The organism is Paraburkholderia sp. FW306-02-B (assembly GCF_058782725.1).
The window spans coordinates 2,759,377-2,775,075 of the sequence record NZ_JBYSXZ010000001.1 but is presented as its reverse complement, the minus strand read 5'-3'; the positions used below and the strand labels follow the sequence as shown (position 1 = coordinate 2,775,075).

15 protein-coding genes are annotated in these 15,699 nt (G+C 62.3%); 5 read left to right on the top strand and 10 right to left on the bottom strand.

Going from position 1 to position 15,699, the window contains the following annotated elements:
- The first annotated feature begins 22 nt into the window (after nucleotides 1-22).
- Entirely contained in the window at nucleotides 23-499 is a 477-nt protein-coding gene (locus AC3WOG_RS12240) for a molybdenum cofactor biosynthesis protein MoaE (RefSeq protein WP_492578249.1), read from the top strand.
- Between the two features lie 66 nt (nucleotides 500-565).
- Here AC3WOG_RS12240 and AC3WOG_RS12235 read toward each other — a convergent pair whose 3' ends face one another.
- On the bottom strand, nucleotides 566-1,126 hold the full coding sequence (locus AC3WOG_RS12235) for a group III truncated hemoglobin (RefSeq protein ID WP_492578248.1): 561 nt from the start codon (nucleotides 1,124-1,126) through the stop codon (nucleotides 566-568).
- A 312-nt stretch (nucleotides 1,127-1,438) separates the two neighbouring features.
- Between AC3WOG_RS12235 and AC3WOG_RS12230 the strand changes: the two genes are divergently transcribed.
- The gene (locus tag AC3WOG_RS12230; protein ID WP_492578247.1) at nucleotides 1,439-1,948 is read left to right on the top strand and encodes an Rrf2 family transcriptional regulator; all 510 of its coding nucleotides are present in this window, start codon (nucleotides 1,439-1,441) and stop codon (nucleotides 1,946-1,948) included.
- 119 nt (nucleotides 1,949-2,067) lie between these two features.
- Nucleotides 2,068-4,665 (top strand): ATP-dependent chaperone ClpB, encoded by a 2,598-nt coding sequence (gene clpB, locus AC3WOG_RS12225; protein ID WP_492578246.1) that lies wholly within the window; start codon nucleotides 2,068-2,070, stop codon nucleotides 4,663-4,665.
- 170 nt (nucleotides 4,666-4,835) lie between these two features.
- Here clpB and AC3WOG_RS12220 read toward each other — a convergent pair whose 3' ends face one another.
- Together AC3WOG_RS12220 and AC3WOG_RS12215 are read right to left on the bottom strand one after the other, a co-directional pair.
- Entirely contained in the window at nucleotides 4,836-5,390 is a 555-nt protein-coding gene (locus tag AC3WOG_RS12220; protein WP_492579784.1) for a YidB family protein, read from the bottom strand.
- Between the two features lie 27 nt (nucleotides 5,391-5,417).
- Nucleotides 5,418-6,011, bottom strand: coding sequence for a ComEA family DNA-binding protein (locus AC3WOG_RS12215; RefSeq protein WP_492578245.1), 594 nt, complete (start codon nucleotides 6,009-6,011; stop codon nucleotides 5,418-5,420).
- 279 nt (nucleotides 6,012-6,290) lie between these two features.
- Here AC3WOG_RS12215 and AC3WOG_RS12210 point away from each other — a divergent pair, with 279 nt between their 5' ends.
- Together AC3WOG_RS12210 and AC3WOG_RS12205 are read left to right on the top strand one after the other, a co-directional pair.
- Nucleotides 6,291-6,815 carry a MerR family transcriptional regulator gene (locus tag AC3WOG_RS12210; protein WP_492578244.1) on the top strand — a complete coding sequence of 175 codons (525 nt, stop codon included), beginning with the start codon at nucleotides 6,291-6,293 and terminating at the stop codon, nucleotides 6,813-6,815.
- Complete coding sequence (locus AC3WOG_RS12205) at nucleotides 6,767-7,177, top strand: carboxymuconolactone decarboxylase family protein (protein ID WP_492578243.1); 411 nt, start codon at nucleotides 6,767-6,769, stop codon at nucleotides 7,175-7,177. The genes AC3WOG_RS12210 and AC3WOG_RS12205 overlap by 49 nt, the downstream gene beginning before the upstream one ends.
- 174 nt (nucleotides 7,178-7,351) lie before the next feature.
- On the opposite strand, the gene AC3WOG_RS12200 is transcribed toward AC3WOG_RS12205, so the two are convergent.
- From AC3WOG_RS12200 to rho, 7 genes are all read right to left on the bottom strand, one after another.
- Nucleotides 7,352-8,731, bottom strand: coding sequence for an MATE family efflux transporter (locus AC3WOG_RS12200; RefSeq protein ID WP_492578242.1), 1,380 nt, complete (start codon nucleotides 8,729-8,731; stop codon nucleotides 7,352-7,354).
- A 2-nt stretch (nucleotides 8,732-8,733) separates the two neighbouring features.
- Nucleotides 8,734-10,491 (bottom strand): ArnT family glycosyltransferase, encoded by a 1,758-nt coding sequence (locus AC3WOG_RS12195; RefSeq protein WP_492578241.1) that lies wholly within the window; start codon nucleotides 10,489-10,491, stop codon nucleotides 8,734-8,736.
- 286 nt (nucleotides 10,492-10,777) lie between these two features.
- A complete protein-coding gene (locus AC3WOG_RS12190; protein WP_042323790.1) occupies nucleotides 10,778-11,044 on the bottom strand; it encodes a type B 50S ribosomal protein L31 in 267 nt (88 codons plus the stop codon).
- A 221-nt stretch (nucleotides 11,045-11,265) separates the two neighbouring features.
- A complete protein-coding gene (locus AC3WOG_RS12185) occupies nucleotides 11,266-12,099 on the bottom strand; it encodes a M90 family metallopeptidase (protein WP_492578240.1) in 834 nt (277 codons plus the stop codon).
- Between the two features lie 15 nt (nucleotides 12,100-12,114).
- Nucleotides 12,115-13,671 carry an MFS transporter gene (locus tag AC3WOG_RS12180; RefSeq protein WP_492578239.1) on the bottom strand — a complete coding sequence of 519 codons (1,557 nt, stop codon included), beginning with the start codon at nucleotides 13,669-13,671 and terminating at the stop codon, nucleotides 12,115-12,117.
- Complete coding sequence (locus AC3WOG_RS12175) at nucleotides 13,668-14,198, bottom strand: MerR family transcriptional regulator (RefSeq protein ID WP_492578238.1); 531 nt, start codon at nucleotides 14,196-14,198, stop codon at nucleotides 13,668-13,670. The genes AC3WOG_RS12180 and AC3WOG_RS12175 overlap by 4 nt, the downstream gene beginning before the upstream one ends.
- A gap of 166 nt (nucleotides 14,199-14,364) precedes the next feature.
- Complete coding sequence (rho, locus tag AC3WOG_RS12170) at nucleotides 14,365-15,633, bottom strand: transcription termination factor Rho (RefSeq protein ID WP_006048863.1); 1,269 nt, start codon at nucleotides 15,631-15,633, stop codon at nucleotides 14,365-14,367.
- Nucleotides 15,634-15,699 lie beyond the last annotated feature (66 nt).

The window sequence follows — 15,699 nt, the reverse complement described above, 5'->3', positions numbered from 1 at the left end:
CCAAATCGCACAGGAGCCAGAGATGCCCGTTCGCGTCCAGACAGAAGACTTCGACCTCACTGCCGAGGTTGCCGGGTTGCGCGCGCGCAATCCGAAGATCGGCGCGGTAGCCTGTTTCGTCGGCACCGTGCGCGATCTGAACGAAAGCAGCATGGTCGAAACGATGGAGCTCGAACACTATCCGGGCATGACGGAGAAGTCGTTGGAGGCGATCGTCGTGAGCGCGCGCGAGCGTTGGCCGGGGATCGAGGTGCTGATCGTGCATCGGGTCGGCAAGCTCTATCCGCTCGACCAGATCGTGCTGGTGGCGACAACCGCCGCGCATCGCGGCGACGCCTTCGCGTCATGTGAATTCGTGATGGACTATCTGAAGACCCAGGCGCCGTTCTGGAAGAAAGAGAAGACCGAGGAAGGCGAACGCTGGGTCGATGCGCGCGTCACCGACGATGCCGCGCTCGCTCGTTGGGGCGTCGAATCGAGCAACCGGACGGCTGAATAGCCCGCGCGCCTTTCGGGCCCGTCGAGGGGCGCGCCTCATACGCCTCATGCACTTCACGCGATTGGCTCAATCGTCCGGCGTTTTGCCGATGATCCGGGTGGGAAACGGCTCGCCACGCGGCCGCGCCGAGGCGTGCGGGTCAGGTGAATCATGCGGCTCGCCGTCGCGCGGACGCCGCCTTGGCGCAACGCGCTCCAGCAAAGCCTGCTGCTCAGCCGGAATCGTGTAATCCCAGCCGAAGCGGCTCAACTGCAAACTCTGTGCGATGCGCAGCGCCGGTTCCATGAAGCGGATCGCCGCAGCCGGTTCGTAGCGCGACTCCACCGTGTCCAGGAACAGATACAGCCAGCGGCTGAAATGCTGCGGCTCGACGCCCTCGAGCGGTTGATGCGCCTGCTGCACATTGCCGCGGTATTGCTTCGCGCCCAGCACGAGACTCGCCCAGAACGTGCACATCTTCGGCAGATGGTCGTCCCAGCGGCCCGCCAGCGTCGCTTCGAACACGGGACCGAGCAGCGGATCGGCACGCACGCGGTCGTAAAAGCCGTAGACCAGGTCGCGAATATTCGCGTCGGTGGGCTCTGCGGCGCGCTCGGCAACGGGCGCCGCGGGGAAGGACGGATTCATGCATTTTCCATAAGGTGCAGCCGTTCAGCGCGGATCGCCACTGTGCGCTACGAGGAGCCACAGAGCGTCACGAATGGCCTCAAATTGCGTCGAAACGGAAGGAAGTAGGCCGCGAATGGCCCGCTTTTCGTACGAATGGCCCGAGCGGGAAACGTTACCATTACTGCCGGAAGACAAATACCGCCAGTCAACGCAAAGTAATAAGATGTGTAGCGCCTGCATCTTATGGCGAAGCGACGGCCCCCGGCAACCCTTGCATCGACGCGGTTATCCCCCGGATCGCGGCTTGCGCTCATCGTGGTACCTGCACTTATGAGACTGACCGACTATACGGACTATTCGCTGCGCGTCCTGTTGTATCTTGCCGTCCGTGGCGAGGGGTTGTCGACTATCCAGGACATCTCGGACGCGTACGGGATCTCCAAGAACCATTTGATGAAGGTCGTGCAGCAGCTCGGCGAACTCGGCTGGGTCGAGACCGTGCGCGGGCGCAACGGCGGTTTGCGTCTGGCCGAGCAGACCAGCGCGCTGACGCTCGGCGAAATTGTGCGCGCCACCGAAAGCGACTTTGCGCTGGTCGGCTGCTTCCCGGATGAGCGCGGCGAGCGTCGCGACTGTGTCATTACGCCGCATTGCCGTGTCAGAGGAGCGCTCGAAGCCGCCCGCAATGCATTCCTTGCCGAGCTCGACCGCCATACCATCGGCGATGTCGCACAGCCGCACGGTCCGCTGGCTGCGTTGCTCGGCCTGAGCCGCGCGATTCCTATCATGCCGATCGCACCGGCCACGCCCGCCGGCGGCGGTGCGGCCCCGGTCGCCTGAAACCGGCGAGGCAGTTCTCGCGCATCAAATGTTAAATAGTTGTCGCCTGATGCAAAAAAGCGCTTGAAAGCTGCGTAAAACGCCTCATTTTGGTGGTAATCGAAATTGGAGGTCTCTTGATGAGAATCGACAAACTCACCACTAAATTCCAGGAAGCACTGGCTGACGCGCAGAGTCTGGCCGTCGGACACGACAATCAATACATCGAACCAGTCCACGTTCTCTCGGCGCTCGTCGCCCAGCAGGACGGTTCGGCTCGCTCGCTGCTCTCGCGGGCCGGCGTGCATGTCCAGGCGCTGCAAACCGCGTTGAACGACGCGATGACGCGCTTGCCGCAGGTGCAGGGCACCGACGGCAACGTGCAGATCGGCCGCGAACTGACCGGCTTGCTGAACCAGGCCGACAAGGAAGCGCAAAAGCTCAACGACACGTTCATCGCGAGCGAAATGTTCCTGCTTGCCGTCGCCGACGATAAGGGCGAGGCGGGCCGCCTCGCGCGTCAGCACGGCCTGTCGCGCAAGTCGCTGGAAAGCGCGATTGCCGCGGTGCGCGGCGGGTCGCAAGTGCATAGCCAGGACGCCGAAAGCCAGCGCGAAGCGCTGAAGAAGTACACCATCGATCTGACCGAACGCGCACGTGCCGGCAAGCTCGATCCGGTGATCGGCCGGGACGACGAAATCCGCCGTTCGATCCAGATTCTGCAACGCCGCACCAAGAACAATCCGGTGCTGATCGGCGAGCCGGGCGTGGGCAAGACCGCGATCGTCGAGGGCCTCGCGCAGCGGATCGTCAACGGTGAGGTGCCGGAAACGCTCAAGGGCAAGCGCGTGCTGTCTTTGGACATGGCAGCCTTGCTGGCCGGCGCCAAATACCGCGGCGAGTTCGAAGAACGCCTGAAGGCCGTGCTGAACGACATCGCGAAAGACGAAGGCCAGACCATCGTCTTCATCGACGAAATTCACACGATGGTCGGCGCCGGCAAGGCCGAAGGCGCGATGGACGCGGGCAATATGCTCAAGCCTGCGCTGTCGCGCGGCGAACTGCATTGCGTCGGCGCCACCACGCTCGACGAATATCGCAAGTACATCGAAAAGGATGCCGCGCTCGAACGCCGCTTCCAGAAGGTGCTGGTCGACGAACCGACGGTGGAAGCCACCATTGCGATCCTGCGCGGTTTGCAGGAGAAGTACGAGCTGCATCACGGCGTCGACATCACCGACCCGGCGATCGTCGCGGCGGCTGAACTGTCGCATCGCTACATCACGGACCGTTTCCTGCCGGACAAGGCGATCGACCTGATCGACGAAGCGGCTTCGAAGATCAAGATGGAAATCGACTCGAAGCCGGAAGAGATGGATCGGCTCGACCGTCGTTTGATCCAGTTGAAGATCGAACGCGAAGCCGTCAAGAAGGAAAAGGACGAAGCGTCGCAAAAGCGTCTGCAATTGATCGAGGAAGAAATCGAGCGGCTGGACCGCGAATATTCGGACCTCGAAGAAATCTGGACCGCGGAAAAAGCGGCGGTGCAGGGCAGTGCGCAGCTGAAGGAAGAGATCGAGAAAACGCGTGCGGAAATCACCCGCTTGCAGCGTGAGGGCAAGCTGGAGAAGGTCGCCGAGTTGCAATACGGCAAGCTGCCGGGTCTCGAAGCGCAGTTGAAGGAAGTGACCCAGGCCGAAGCGAAGGAGCAGAACAATCCGACCCGGCCGCGTCTGTTACGCACCCAAGTGGGCGCGGAGGAAATCGCTGAAGTCGTGTCGCGTTCGACCGGCATTCCGGTGTCGCGCATGATGCAGGGCGAGCGCGAAAAGCTGCTGCAGATCGAGGAAAAACTGCACGATCGCGTGGTCGGTCAGGACGAAGCGATTAGCGCGGTGGCCGATGCGATTCGTCGTTCGCGCGCGGGTCTGGCGGATCCGAACCGGCCGTATGGTTCGTTCCTGTTCCTCGGGCCGACCGGTGTGGGCAAAACCGAACTGTGCAAGGCGCTGGCGGCGTTCCTGTTCGATTCGGAAGATCATCTGGTCCGCATCGACATGAGCGAATTCATGGAGAAGCATAGCGTCGCGCGTTTGATCGGCGCGCCGCCGGGCTACGTCGGTTACGAGGAAGGCGGTTATCTGACTGAAGCCGTGCGCCGTAAGCCTTACAGCGTGATCCTGCTCGACGAAATCGAGAAGGCGCATCCGGACGTGTTCAACGTGCTGCTGCAAGTGCTCGACGACGGCCGCATGACCGATGGCCAGGGCCGTACCGTGGACTTCAAGAACACGGTGATCGTGATGACGTCGAACCTCGGTTCGCAGGTCATCCAGTCGATGGTCGGCGAGCCGCAGGAAGCGGTGAAGGACGCGGTCTGGGAAGAAGTGAAGCTGCATTTCCGGCCCGAATTCCTCAACCGGATCGACGACGTCGTGGTGTTCCATGCGCTCGACCGCTCGAATATCCAGTCGATCGCGCGGATCCAGCTGCAACGTCTGCATGAACGGCTCGCCAAGCTCGACATGCAACTGGTGGTGTCGGATGCGGCGCTCGAGCACGTCGGCAAGGTCGGCTACGATCCGCTGTTCGGTGCGCGGCCGTTGAAGCGTGCGATCCAGCAGGAAATCGAGAACCCGGTCGCGAAGCTGATTCTGGCCGGCAAGTTCGGTCCGAAGGATGTGATTCCAGTCGAAATGGAAGACGGCAAGCTGGTGTTCGAACGCGTTGTACATTAAGCGACAGGCGTTCGACAGACGTTAGGCAGGAAATGGCTGGAGTACGGGCCGAAACTGCCAAACGCGTCTGCCAAACTCATCTGCCAAAAATCAAAAGCGGCAACGAAGGTGACTTCGTTGCCGCTTTTTTTCGCCATTTGACGGGCGGTCAGGACATCTGGCGAGGCCGCTTACGCGTTGCCCTTGCCGAACAGCGCCGACAGGCCGCCGAGCGCGCCGAGCACAGTTGTCGAATTCAGTTGGCCTTCGGCGGGCACTTCGCCTTCCGGCGTCGCCGCGTTGAAGACGTGCGGCAGAATCTGCGACAGGAGGCCCGTGACCTGATCCGGCTGCACGCCGGCTTTCGCTGCGAGGCTGGCGACGGCATCCGAGCCGAGCACGCTATGCAGTGCATCCGGTGCGATCGGCTGGTTCTCTCCATTACCGACCCACGACGAAACGACGTCGCCGAGGCCCTTTTCCTTGAAGCTGCTGATCAGGCCGTTCAGGCCGCCCGGCTGGCTGTTGACGAATTCGAGCGCGGCGGAAATCAAGGCTTGCTGGCCGCCGCCCTCGGGCGATTTGCCAACCAGGGAACCGATAGTGTCGAGTAGGCTCATGACGGACTCTCTTGAATGCCGACACGTGCTTGACGGGTCGGCGGGTGAAAACGCCGCGCGGTTGCGCGGCGCTGGGGAGGCGAGGCGGGCGGCAGCGGGGCGGCATACACGCCATCGCGCGACCATCGCGCTGCCGATGCTCAAGCCAGGATATTACGCGCCGGAGGCTGCGGCAGCCGATGCAGCCTTGCTCTTCTTGGCCTTTTTCTTCGAGGCCTTGGTGCCGGACGCGTCAGCCGGCGCGCTTGCCGCGGCCGCCGTAGCCGGCGCCGAAGCGGCAGCCGCATCGGACGCCGCGGTCTTGCTCTTCTTCTTCGACTTCGATGCCTTCGTGCCTGACGCTTCGGCCGGCGCTGCGGTCGTCGTCGGGGCCGGTGTCGCGGCCGGCGTGGTGGCCGCAGGTGCAGCCGCCGGTGCCGCCTTGGTGCTCGCGGTGCTGGTCGACTTCGCGGCTGCCTTGGCGCCGGTCGGCGGCGTGGACGCGCCGTTGACGGTCAAACCTGCCGCTTCGAGATTGGTCACCGATTTGGTGCCGAGACCTTTGACGCGGGACGCGAGATCGTCAGCATCCTTGAACGGGCCGTTCCTGGTGCGTTCGTCGATAATCGCTTTCGCGTGGACCGGGCCGATGCCCTTTACCGATTCGAGCGCGGCCTGATCGGCGGAATTTACTTCGACGGCCGCCGCAAATCCGGCCGATAGCGACAAAGCCAAAGCAACGCAAAGCATTAGAAGCTTCTTCAGCATGGCAAGCACTCCATTGAGGGCAAAAAAAGTTAGCCGGGAACGGACGACGCATCCTGTCAGCGGGCGCTGCGCTTAAGCATAGAACAAATTGCGCGCCCTTATTTGTCAACGCCGACGATTTATACCGATCGATTCATGACAAGTAAATCTATTTGGACAATATTTAAACCTTTTGCCTCGCGAATAAGCCGTATTGCGCTTATCGATCAACGCGTCGCTGAATGACAACGCGATCCGCTTGACTTAGAGTGCACTCGAAGTCCTAACCTGAGTTCCGTCATGTCAACAATGTCGAAAGCACTCACCATCGGCCAGGTCGCGGAAACGATCGGCATCTCTACGCATACGCTGCGCTACTACGAACAGGCCGGCCTGATTCGGGCGGTCGGGCGGACGCAGGCGGGGCATCGTCTGTATTCGCCTGCCGACCTCGACTGGCTGCAGTTCCTGATGCGTCTGAAGGCGACCGGCATGCCGATCGCCGGGATGCAGGCATTCGCCGCGCTGCGGGCAGAAGGTCAGCGTACGGTGGGCGAGCGCCGCGAGATGCTGGTGGCGCATCGGGATGCGGTTCTGGCGAGGATCGCCGAGTTGCAGAGCAATCTCGGCGCGATCATCGACAAGATCGCGTACTACGAAGTCGCTGAGCGGCACCCCGCTGGGCGGCACCCCGCTGGGCGGCACCCCGCTGAGAGCAATCCGACACGACAGATCGACAAAACTCAATCGCACTCGCACCCGGAAAAGGACTCACCATGGAACACGCACAAAACGATCGCTACACCCAAGGCTGGAACAAACTGAAGGAAATCGACGGCGCTGCGGGCGAGCAGGTGATTGCCGCGCTCGCGCCGATCGCGCCGGATTTCGGGCGCCTGTTGATCGAATTCGGCTTCGGCGACATTTACAGCCGGCCGCAACTCGATCTGCGCGCGCGGGAGATCGCGACGATTGCGTCGTTGGCGACGCTCGGCTGCGCACAGCCGCAGTTGAAGGTGCATATCGAGGCGGCGCTGAACGTCGGTTGCACGCGCGAAGAGATCGTCGAGGTGTTCATGCAGATGGCGCTCTATGCGGGATTCCCGGCGGCACTGAACGCGCTGTTCGCGGCTCGGGAGATTTTCGAACGGCACGATCTGGCGTTGAGCAAAGCGCAAGCGGCTTGACGATGGCGGTGTAGGGCAGAGCGGCTGCTGGGCGCGGCCGCTTTTTATTCGACTTGAAATGCAACTAACGGTCGGTTTCAGCAAACAACTTGGACGACGCGTGCGTGCTGCGCCTAAAAGCTGGGTTTTCCACGAACGGGGCGTTTCCGCAATCTTGCGGCAATCCCCTTCGCGTCAAGCCGCCAAATCCGCCCTGACCACCGCCTCGGCACGCAAATACCGCTTACTGACAACCCGCCAGTAAAGCAGCAAGCCGATGCCGGCAATCGCCAGACTTGCCGTATTCGCGACCCAGAACCCTCGTGCGCCGGTCAGCCACTCGGGGATGGCGCCGCTCACATTGAAGCCGAGCAGATAGCCGCCGCCCAGCCCCACGCCCCACAGTGCGATCGCATAGATCACGGTCGGCACGATCGCCACCTTGTAGGCGCGCAGCACGAACGCGGTGGTGATCTGCAACGCATCGAACAGGTGGTAGCACGCGACGATCAGCACCAACGGCATCGCAGCCGCGGCCACCTGCGCATTCGGCGTATAGCCTTCGATCACGTACGGCCGCAGCACCAGCACAATCGCGCCGTAACAGAAAGCAATCGTCACGGCCATCATGACGCCGTGCCGCGACAGCGTGCGCGCCGCTTCGTGACGATGCGCGCCGAGCGCCTGGGCGACCAGCGTCGACGAGGCGATGCCGATCGACAGCGGCGTCATATACAGCACCGCGCCGATGTTGCCGGCGATCTGGTGGCCGGCGAGCGTCGTCGTGCCGAAGCGCGCGATGAAGAGCGCCATGAACGTGTACGAGGTGACTTCGATCAGATACGACAGGCCCATCGGAATGCCGAGCCGCAACTGCGCCGCCTGGCGCCGCCAGACCGGCCAGCAGAAGCGCGCGAAGATCGCAAACGGCTCGAACACGTAGACGCGCGTCAACAGCAGCATGCCGACCAGCGCGAGCCCCCAGTTGATCGCGATGCTGGCGAGCGCGCAACCCGGGCCGCCCATCGCCGGCACGCCGAGCCCGCCGAAGATGAACCACCTGTTGAGCGGAAACTTGAGCAGCAGCGCGCCGATCTGCAGGATCATCACCAACCGCGGCTTGCCAACGGCATTGGTCAGCGAACTGTAGACGCGAAACGCGAGGCTCGCCGGCAAGCCGAACGACAGAATCCGCAGGTAAGCGACCGTGCGCTCATGCAGCGCCTCAGGCACGCGCGCAAGACGCAGCACCGGCCCCGGAAAATAGAGGATCAGAAAGCCGATCACGGTCAACGCAAGCGCGAGCCAGAGCGCCTGGCGCACTTCCTCGCCGATCTCGATGTAGCGGCGCGCGCCATAGAGCTGCGCGGTGATGGGTTGCAGCGCGGTCAGAATGCCCGTCAGGCCAATGTAGACGGAAATGTAGATCGACGAGCCGAGGCCGAGTGCGGCGAGATCGACGGCCGAATAGCGGCCGACCATCGCCGTGTCGATCACCCCGAAGGCGATGATCGCCAGTTGGCCGATCAGCACGGGCCATGCGAGACCGGCGATTTTCCGTACGTCGGCGAACATGCTCAGTCCGGCTTCTTGTGCCAGTTGCGGCGTTTGATGACCGGCGGCTTCGGACGATCGATGCGCACGTACAAACGGAAGCGCTCGTCACGGTCGGCCACGCGGCGACCTTCCCATACCAGCTTCCAGACGAAGTCCGACATCGCGCTCGGCTCGCCGAAATCCTGGGTGTCCTGGCGCAGGATCACGTCGCAATCCTGGTTGAACGAGAAGTGCATGTCGCCGAAATAGGCGAAGGTCGCGATCTGCGCATTGCCGAGGCGCACCGGCGAGATGCAGGTGTAGTCCTCCGGCAGATGGCTCGAGATCTGTTCGGCGACGTCCTTATAGGTCCGGCTGTAGTTGACGACCGGCAACCACAGCGTCATCAGCAGCACCCACATCAGCGTCGTGCCGGCACTCGAGAGCACCACGCTGCGCCACAAGACTTTCGGATGACGCGCGAGACGCCACTGCACCAGCACGAACCAGCATATCGTTACGGCGACCGCGCACACGAACGACAGAATCTTGAATTGCGGCGCAAAACCCGGCGCGAGCCGCGCGAGATTACGTGCGAGCGGATGCGGGAAGCCGGTCAGCCCGGCCACGTACACCAGCCAGACGAAACTGCCGAGTATCGTGAAGCTCAACAGTGCGAACCAGTCGATCGCGTTGATCGCACCGCGTTTGAGCGTGGGCAGCGCGAACGTGGCCAGCACCGCGAGCGGCGGCAGCAGCAGCATGTAAAGCCGGTTCGACTGATGGCTCTGCAGCACGACGAGCACCAGCAGCGGCCCGATCACCGACAGCGGAATTGCTACGTGCGGCGCGCGCCGCAGGCCCGACCAGCTGAACCACGCCCAGATCGCCAGCGGCCACGCCGGCCACGTGAACAGCGGCAGGTTTTTCAGCGCGTATTTCGCCACCGAGCCGGGCGGCCCGGCGAACGAGCTCACGCTTACGTGCACCCATTGATTCAGGTACCAGACGGCGTCGTCGGGAAATGCTGCGAGCGCGGCGATCGGCCACGCGACCGACAGGGCCAGCGCGACCGGCAAGCCGGCCAGCAGCAGCCAGCGCGAACGCGCCTCGCGCACGATCAACGTCATCGCCAGCGTGCCGAGCAGCAAGGCGCCGACCAGCACCGGACTGCTTGCGAGCGTCACCAGTCCGAGCGCCAGCCCCCAGACCAGCGCGCCCTGAATCGGCTTGTCGATCATCCGCACAAGCCCGTACACGAGCATCGCGATGCCGACGAACTGCGCCAGCTGCGGGGTGGTTTCGTGGCCGCGTTCGGCAAGACCGAAGCATGCGAGAAGAATCAGCAGCGCGCCGTCGGCGAGGGTGCGGCCGTAGTCACGCGGTTCCGGCTCGCCGCCGAACGCGTACTTGAACGGCTGGACTTCGGCGCGCCGGCCGAGCAGGTAGGCGGCATACCAGACGAACGCACAGCCTGCGCAGAACAGCAGGCCGGTGAACACACGCGACGCGTTGCTCGCGTCGACCCATGGCGCCAGCACGCGGATTGCACTTGCGCCGAGCCAGTAGCCGAGTGGGCCGTCTTCCGTGAGGTATTTGCCGACCAGGTTCGGCAGCAGCCAATCGTGGGCGCCGCCGTTGGCCATCGTCCACATGACGCCGAAGCCGGCTGCGTCCTCGTTCTTCCACGGATCGCGGCCGAAGAGGCCAAACGACGCGTAGACGATGCAGATGGTCAGCAGCAGCCAGCGCGGCAACGCACTGGTCGCAGAGGCTGTGAGGCGAACGGCAGGTCTCATGCGGTGTGTGTGGATATCGGATAAGCGGTGCAGCCGGGACCGGACGGAATGTCCGGCAGAATGGCCGATTCGGAGCATCCGGCATTGTAGTCGTGCCGTGCGATGTGCGTCATGGCCGGTAACGGCTCGCAACGTCGTTGGGGTGCTGGTAACAATGCCGCCGGAACGGGCGGCAGCGTTCGTTATGGATAAGCGCCCGGTATGAGGTGACAAAAAAGGGCAGCTCGCGCTGCCCTTTTTTTGCTGCTGCTTCGTGGCTGGCCTATGGCCGGCGACGAGGCGCGTATTACTTCGCTGCTGCCTTGCCGGTAGCGCGCGAGCCGAACTTCTTGTTGAACTTCTCGACGCGGCCAGCCGTGTCCATGATCTTTTGTTGGCCGGTGTAGAACGGATGCGATTCCGACGACACTTCGATCTTGGCGAGCGGGTAGGTCTTGCCGTTGAATTCGGCGGTTTCACGCGTCTGGATGGTCGAGCGCGTCACAAACTTGAAGTCGTTCGACATATCGATGAACAGGACTTCGCGGTAATCCGGGTGAATACCTTCTTTCATGGTCTTTCCTTTAATCTGGCGGTAGCCAACCCGCGTGCAGTCGCGAACAACCACGAACAGCATCTTGGCGCGAGCCACTTGCCTAGGGTCGAAAAACGGCGATTATGCCAGAAAATCAGTCGCTTGACGACCTTTCTGCCAGCTTTTTGCCAGTCTGATCTGATTGTCTGGATTGCCCTGCGGCCGTTATCGGACGGGCTCGCACGGATGTCAGGCAGGCGTCAGGCCGGTGTGAACGCCACGCCGACCCGCGCCGGGTCCTGTCGGTAATAACGGGCCAACAGCCGGTACAGTTCCGGATACTCGGCCTCGAACGCCTGCGGCTTGACGAACAGCGCCTCGCTGCAGACGGCAAAAAATTCCGATGGATGATCGGCCGCGTAAGGATCGATCAGCGAATCGCGCTCGAATCGCGCCCAGCGGCGCTCCGGCACTGCGTCGACTTTGGCGCAGAAGTGGTCGTATGCATGGTCGAAGACGTCCGCCCATGCCTGGGTGTCGAGCGGCGCGTGCCAGCGGCGCAGCAGAGGCGGATGGCCGTCCGCTTCGCCGGTCAGCATGTCGATCTTGTGCGCGAATTCGTGAATCACGACGTTATAGGCGTCCGCGCTGTCGGTCATCTGCGCGTCTTCCCACGACAGCACCACCGGCCCGCCTTCCCACGCTTCGCCGCTCGCGTCGTGTTCGACTTCGTGTACCACGCCGTCTTCGTCCTCGACCGTTTTACGGATCACGAACTCGCCCGGATAGACGATCACGCCGACCCAGCCATGGTACAGGTCGAGGCTCAGGTTCAGCACCGGCAACGAGGCTTGCGCGGCGATCGCAACGGTCATTGCTTCCGTCAGCTCGAGTTCATGCGCGGTAGAGAATTCCTTTTGCGCGATGAACAGGCTCGTCAGTTCCCGCAGACGCACGAGATCCGGTGCGTCGAGGTACGCGAGGAACGGCAGGCCGTCGAGCGTGGCCTGCCAGAGCGCGTCGTCGATTGCGTACTCGCGCAGCGCGCGGTCGCGGCGGCGCGTGCCGAACCATTGAGTGAGTTTCGAAAGCATGGCCTGATGAAACCCTTAGTCGATCTGTTTTTGCCACGCGGCAAAAATGCCGCCGCATATCGCTATGCCGATCAGGAAGTAAAAACCGTCCAGCGACGTCAAAAAACTCGCCTGCTGCATGACCATCCGGCTGATCTCCACCACCGCGAGCGCGTGCGCTTCGGGCGGCGAGCGGCCGGCGGCGGCAAAGCTGTTGGTCAGCGCGGCAAGCGAACCCTGAAAGGCTGGATTGTACGGATTCACGAACTCCGCGAGCCGCGCTTCATGCAGCGCCTGCCGATGCTGCTCGACGATGATCACCGAGGCCGTCGCAAACGAGATCGTCAGCTGCCGCACGATATTTTTCAACCGGTAGCCGTGCGTGAATTCTTCGATAGCGAAGATTCTAAACGTCAGATTGGCGACCGGCAGCACGATGAACAGCAGCAGTAGACCGCGCAGCAACAGCGGCACGATCAACGCCGCTTCGCCGACGCCCGGCGACATGCGCGTCATCCACGCCGCGGCGAACGCGGCCACCGCGAAGCCCGGCACGATGATCCACTTCTTGCGTGGCAGCAGCTTCGCATAACGCAGGTAGATGAACAGCGCGCTCGCCGAAATCAGCGACGTGACGCCGACCAGTTGTCCGGTGTTTTCGACCGGATAGCCCAGACCGCTTTCGAGAAAGCGTGAGATCAGATAGCTGAAAACGGTCGAGATGTAGTAGTAGAACATGTACAGCACGAGCCCAACCTGGAAGACTTTTTTGCGCAGCGCATGCAGACGCACGAGCGGCGTCGGGTGATGCCATTGATGGTACGCAAACCAGGCCAGCGCGACGATCCCGGCGACCGTTAGAAGAATCAGTCCCGGCGACGCGCTGAACAACTGGAAGCGCACTTGCTGCATCACGATTTGCAGCGCGCCTTGCGCAAACGCAAAGATGATGTACGGCCAGAAATGCGCCGAACCGCGGTCCTCCGGCAGGCGATTGCCCGAGTCGGGCAGGGCGAGCATCGCCAGCATGGCGAACAGCACGCCCACCGGCGCCGTGCAAGCGAACAGCGCGCGCCAGTCGAAATGCGCGACCAGCTGGCCGCCGATCAATGGCGCGAGCGCGCTGCTCAACACGATCAGTATGAGAAACGCGCGCGTCGCAGCCGGCCGTTGCTGGGGCGTAAAGCTCATCTGGATCAGGATGCGGCAGGTACCCATCATCGGGCCGATAAAGTAGCCTTGAAAGCCGCGCGCAAACGCGAGTTCGATCGACGACTCGCACAGCGCGGCGGCGACCGCGCCGGCGGAATAGAGCAGCATGCAGCCGGCCACGTAGCGCCGGTAACCAAAGCGTTCGACCCACCATTGCTGCTGAAGGATGCCGAGCACCGCCGCCATCGCGTACGCGCTCGACGCCCACACGAGTTCGTCGGGGGACGCGTTGATGCCGCCGGCGATGTAGCTGGTGAAGAAGGAAAAGATCGCGTTGTCGAAATAGTCGAGGCCGGTGACGACGGCCAGCACCCAGGGGAAAAAATCGCCGCGCAGTTTTTCGACACTAAATAAAGGTACGCGGGGCGACGTTGCACTCATGTGGGTTCGCCTGGCTTTCTGGTGCGCTTCGCGGACGGCGGCGTGTTCGTCCTTCCGGCCTTGGCGAGCGCGTTGCGGCGCTGCTCCAGCAGTGCGTCGGCATTCTCGCCGGCGAGGCGTCGTTCGAGATAGTCCAGATCGGGGCTCAGTTCGGCCCTAAGCCTTTGCGCTTCCTTGAGTTCACGGCGCATCGCTTCAATGCGCGCGTCGAGAGCGTCGACCTGTTGCGCGATGGCGTCGCGAATCTGCCGCAGCGATTCGGTGGAGTAGCGGTGGCCGCCGTCGACCGCTTCGAGCGGACGTTTGAGCATTTCCGTGATGCCGTGCAGCGAGAAACCGAGCGAACGCAGACGCAGAATCCGACCGAAGCGCTTGAGGTCTTCCTCGTCGTAAAGCCGGTAGCGGCCCTCGCTGCGCGTGGGCGAGACGAGGCCGCGTTCCTCGTAATATTTCAGCGTGCGCGGCGTGACGCCAAGGCGTTCAGCGGCGTCGCGTACGGTCAGCGGGGCGGGTGAGTCCTTCGGCATAAGCGGTGAGGGGCATGGCAGACTGCTGAATTATAGTACAACGTGTACGTTCACGTACATCTTGCCGCGCTGTTGCACTGCTGTTGCACGTTTTTTTCAGGCGAAAAAAAGCCGCTCGTTTGTGGCGAGCGGCTTTCTTGTGCGATACGGCTTTTGGGGCGAGGCCTTAGCTGCCGCCGCCACGACGCATCATGTCGAAGAACTCGGAGTTGCTCTTCGTCTGGCGAATCTTGTCGAGCAGGAATTCCATCGACTCGACTTCGTCCATGTCGTGAATGAACTTGCGCAGCACCCAGATCTTTTGCAGAACCTCGGGCTTGATCAGCAGTTCTTCGCGGCGCGTGCCGGACTTGTTCAGGTTGATCGACGGGTAGACGCGCTTTTCAGCAAGACGGCGCTCCAGGTGCACTTCCATGTTGCCGGTGCCCTTGAATTCTTCGTAGATCACGTCGTCCATGCGGCTGCCGGTTTCGATCAGTGCAGTGCCGATGATGGTAAGCGAGCCGCCTTCTTCGATATTGCGTGCGGCGCCGAAGAAGCGTTTTGGACGTTGCAGCGCGTTCGCGTCGACACCGCCCGTCAGTACCTTGCCCGAGGCCGGCACGACCGTGTTGTACGCACGCGCGAGACGTGTGATCGAGTCGAGCAGAATTACCACGTCGTTCTTCATTTCGACGAGGCGCTTGGCTTTTTCGATCACCATTTCGGCGACTTGCACGTGACGCGCAGCCGGTTCGTCGAAGGTGGAGGCGATCACTTCGCCGGCCACCGAACGCTGCATTTCGGTCACTTCTTCCGGACGTTCGTCGATCAGCAGCACGAACAGCACGACATCCGGATGGTTCTGCTTAATCGCGTGAGCGATGTGTTGCAGCATCACGGTCTTGCCCGACTTCGGCGAGGCGACCAGCAGGCCGCGCTGGCCTTTGCCGATCGGCGCGATCATATCGATGATGCGGCCCGTGACGTTTTCTTCGCCACGCATTTCGCGCTCGAGCAGCAGCACCTTGTTCGGGTGCAGCGGCGTCAGGTTTTCGAACATGATCTTGTGCTTCGAGGCTTCCGGCGGCTGGCCGTTGACCTTGTCCACCTTCACCAGCGCGAAATAGCGTTCGCCGTCTTTCGGCGTGCGCACTTCGCCTTCGATCGTGTCGCCCGTATGCAGGTTGAAGCGGCGGATTTGCGACGGGCTGATGTAAATATCGTCCGTGCTGGCCAGATAGGAGGTTTCCGGCGAACGCAGGAAGCCGAAGCCGTCCGGCAGCACTTCGAGCGTACCGTCGCCGAAGATCGTGTCGCCCGTTTTGGCTCGTTTTTTTAGAATGGCGAACATCAATTCCTGCTTGCGCAGGCGGTTCGCACTTTCGATCTCGAGGCCATTGGCCATCTCGATCAATTCGGACACGTGCAGAGTCTTAAGCTCGGATAAATGCATACGGAGAACCCGCAGGAGAAGGTGCGACGAAATGAAATCTGGGAGGAGAGTGAGCGGAACCGCTCA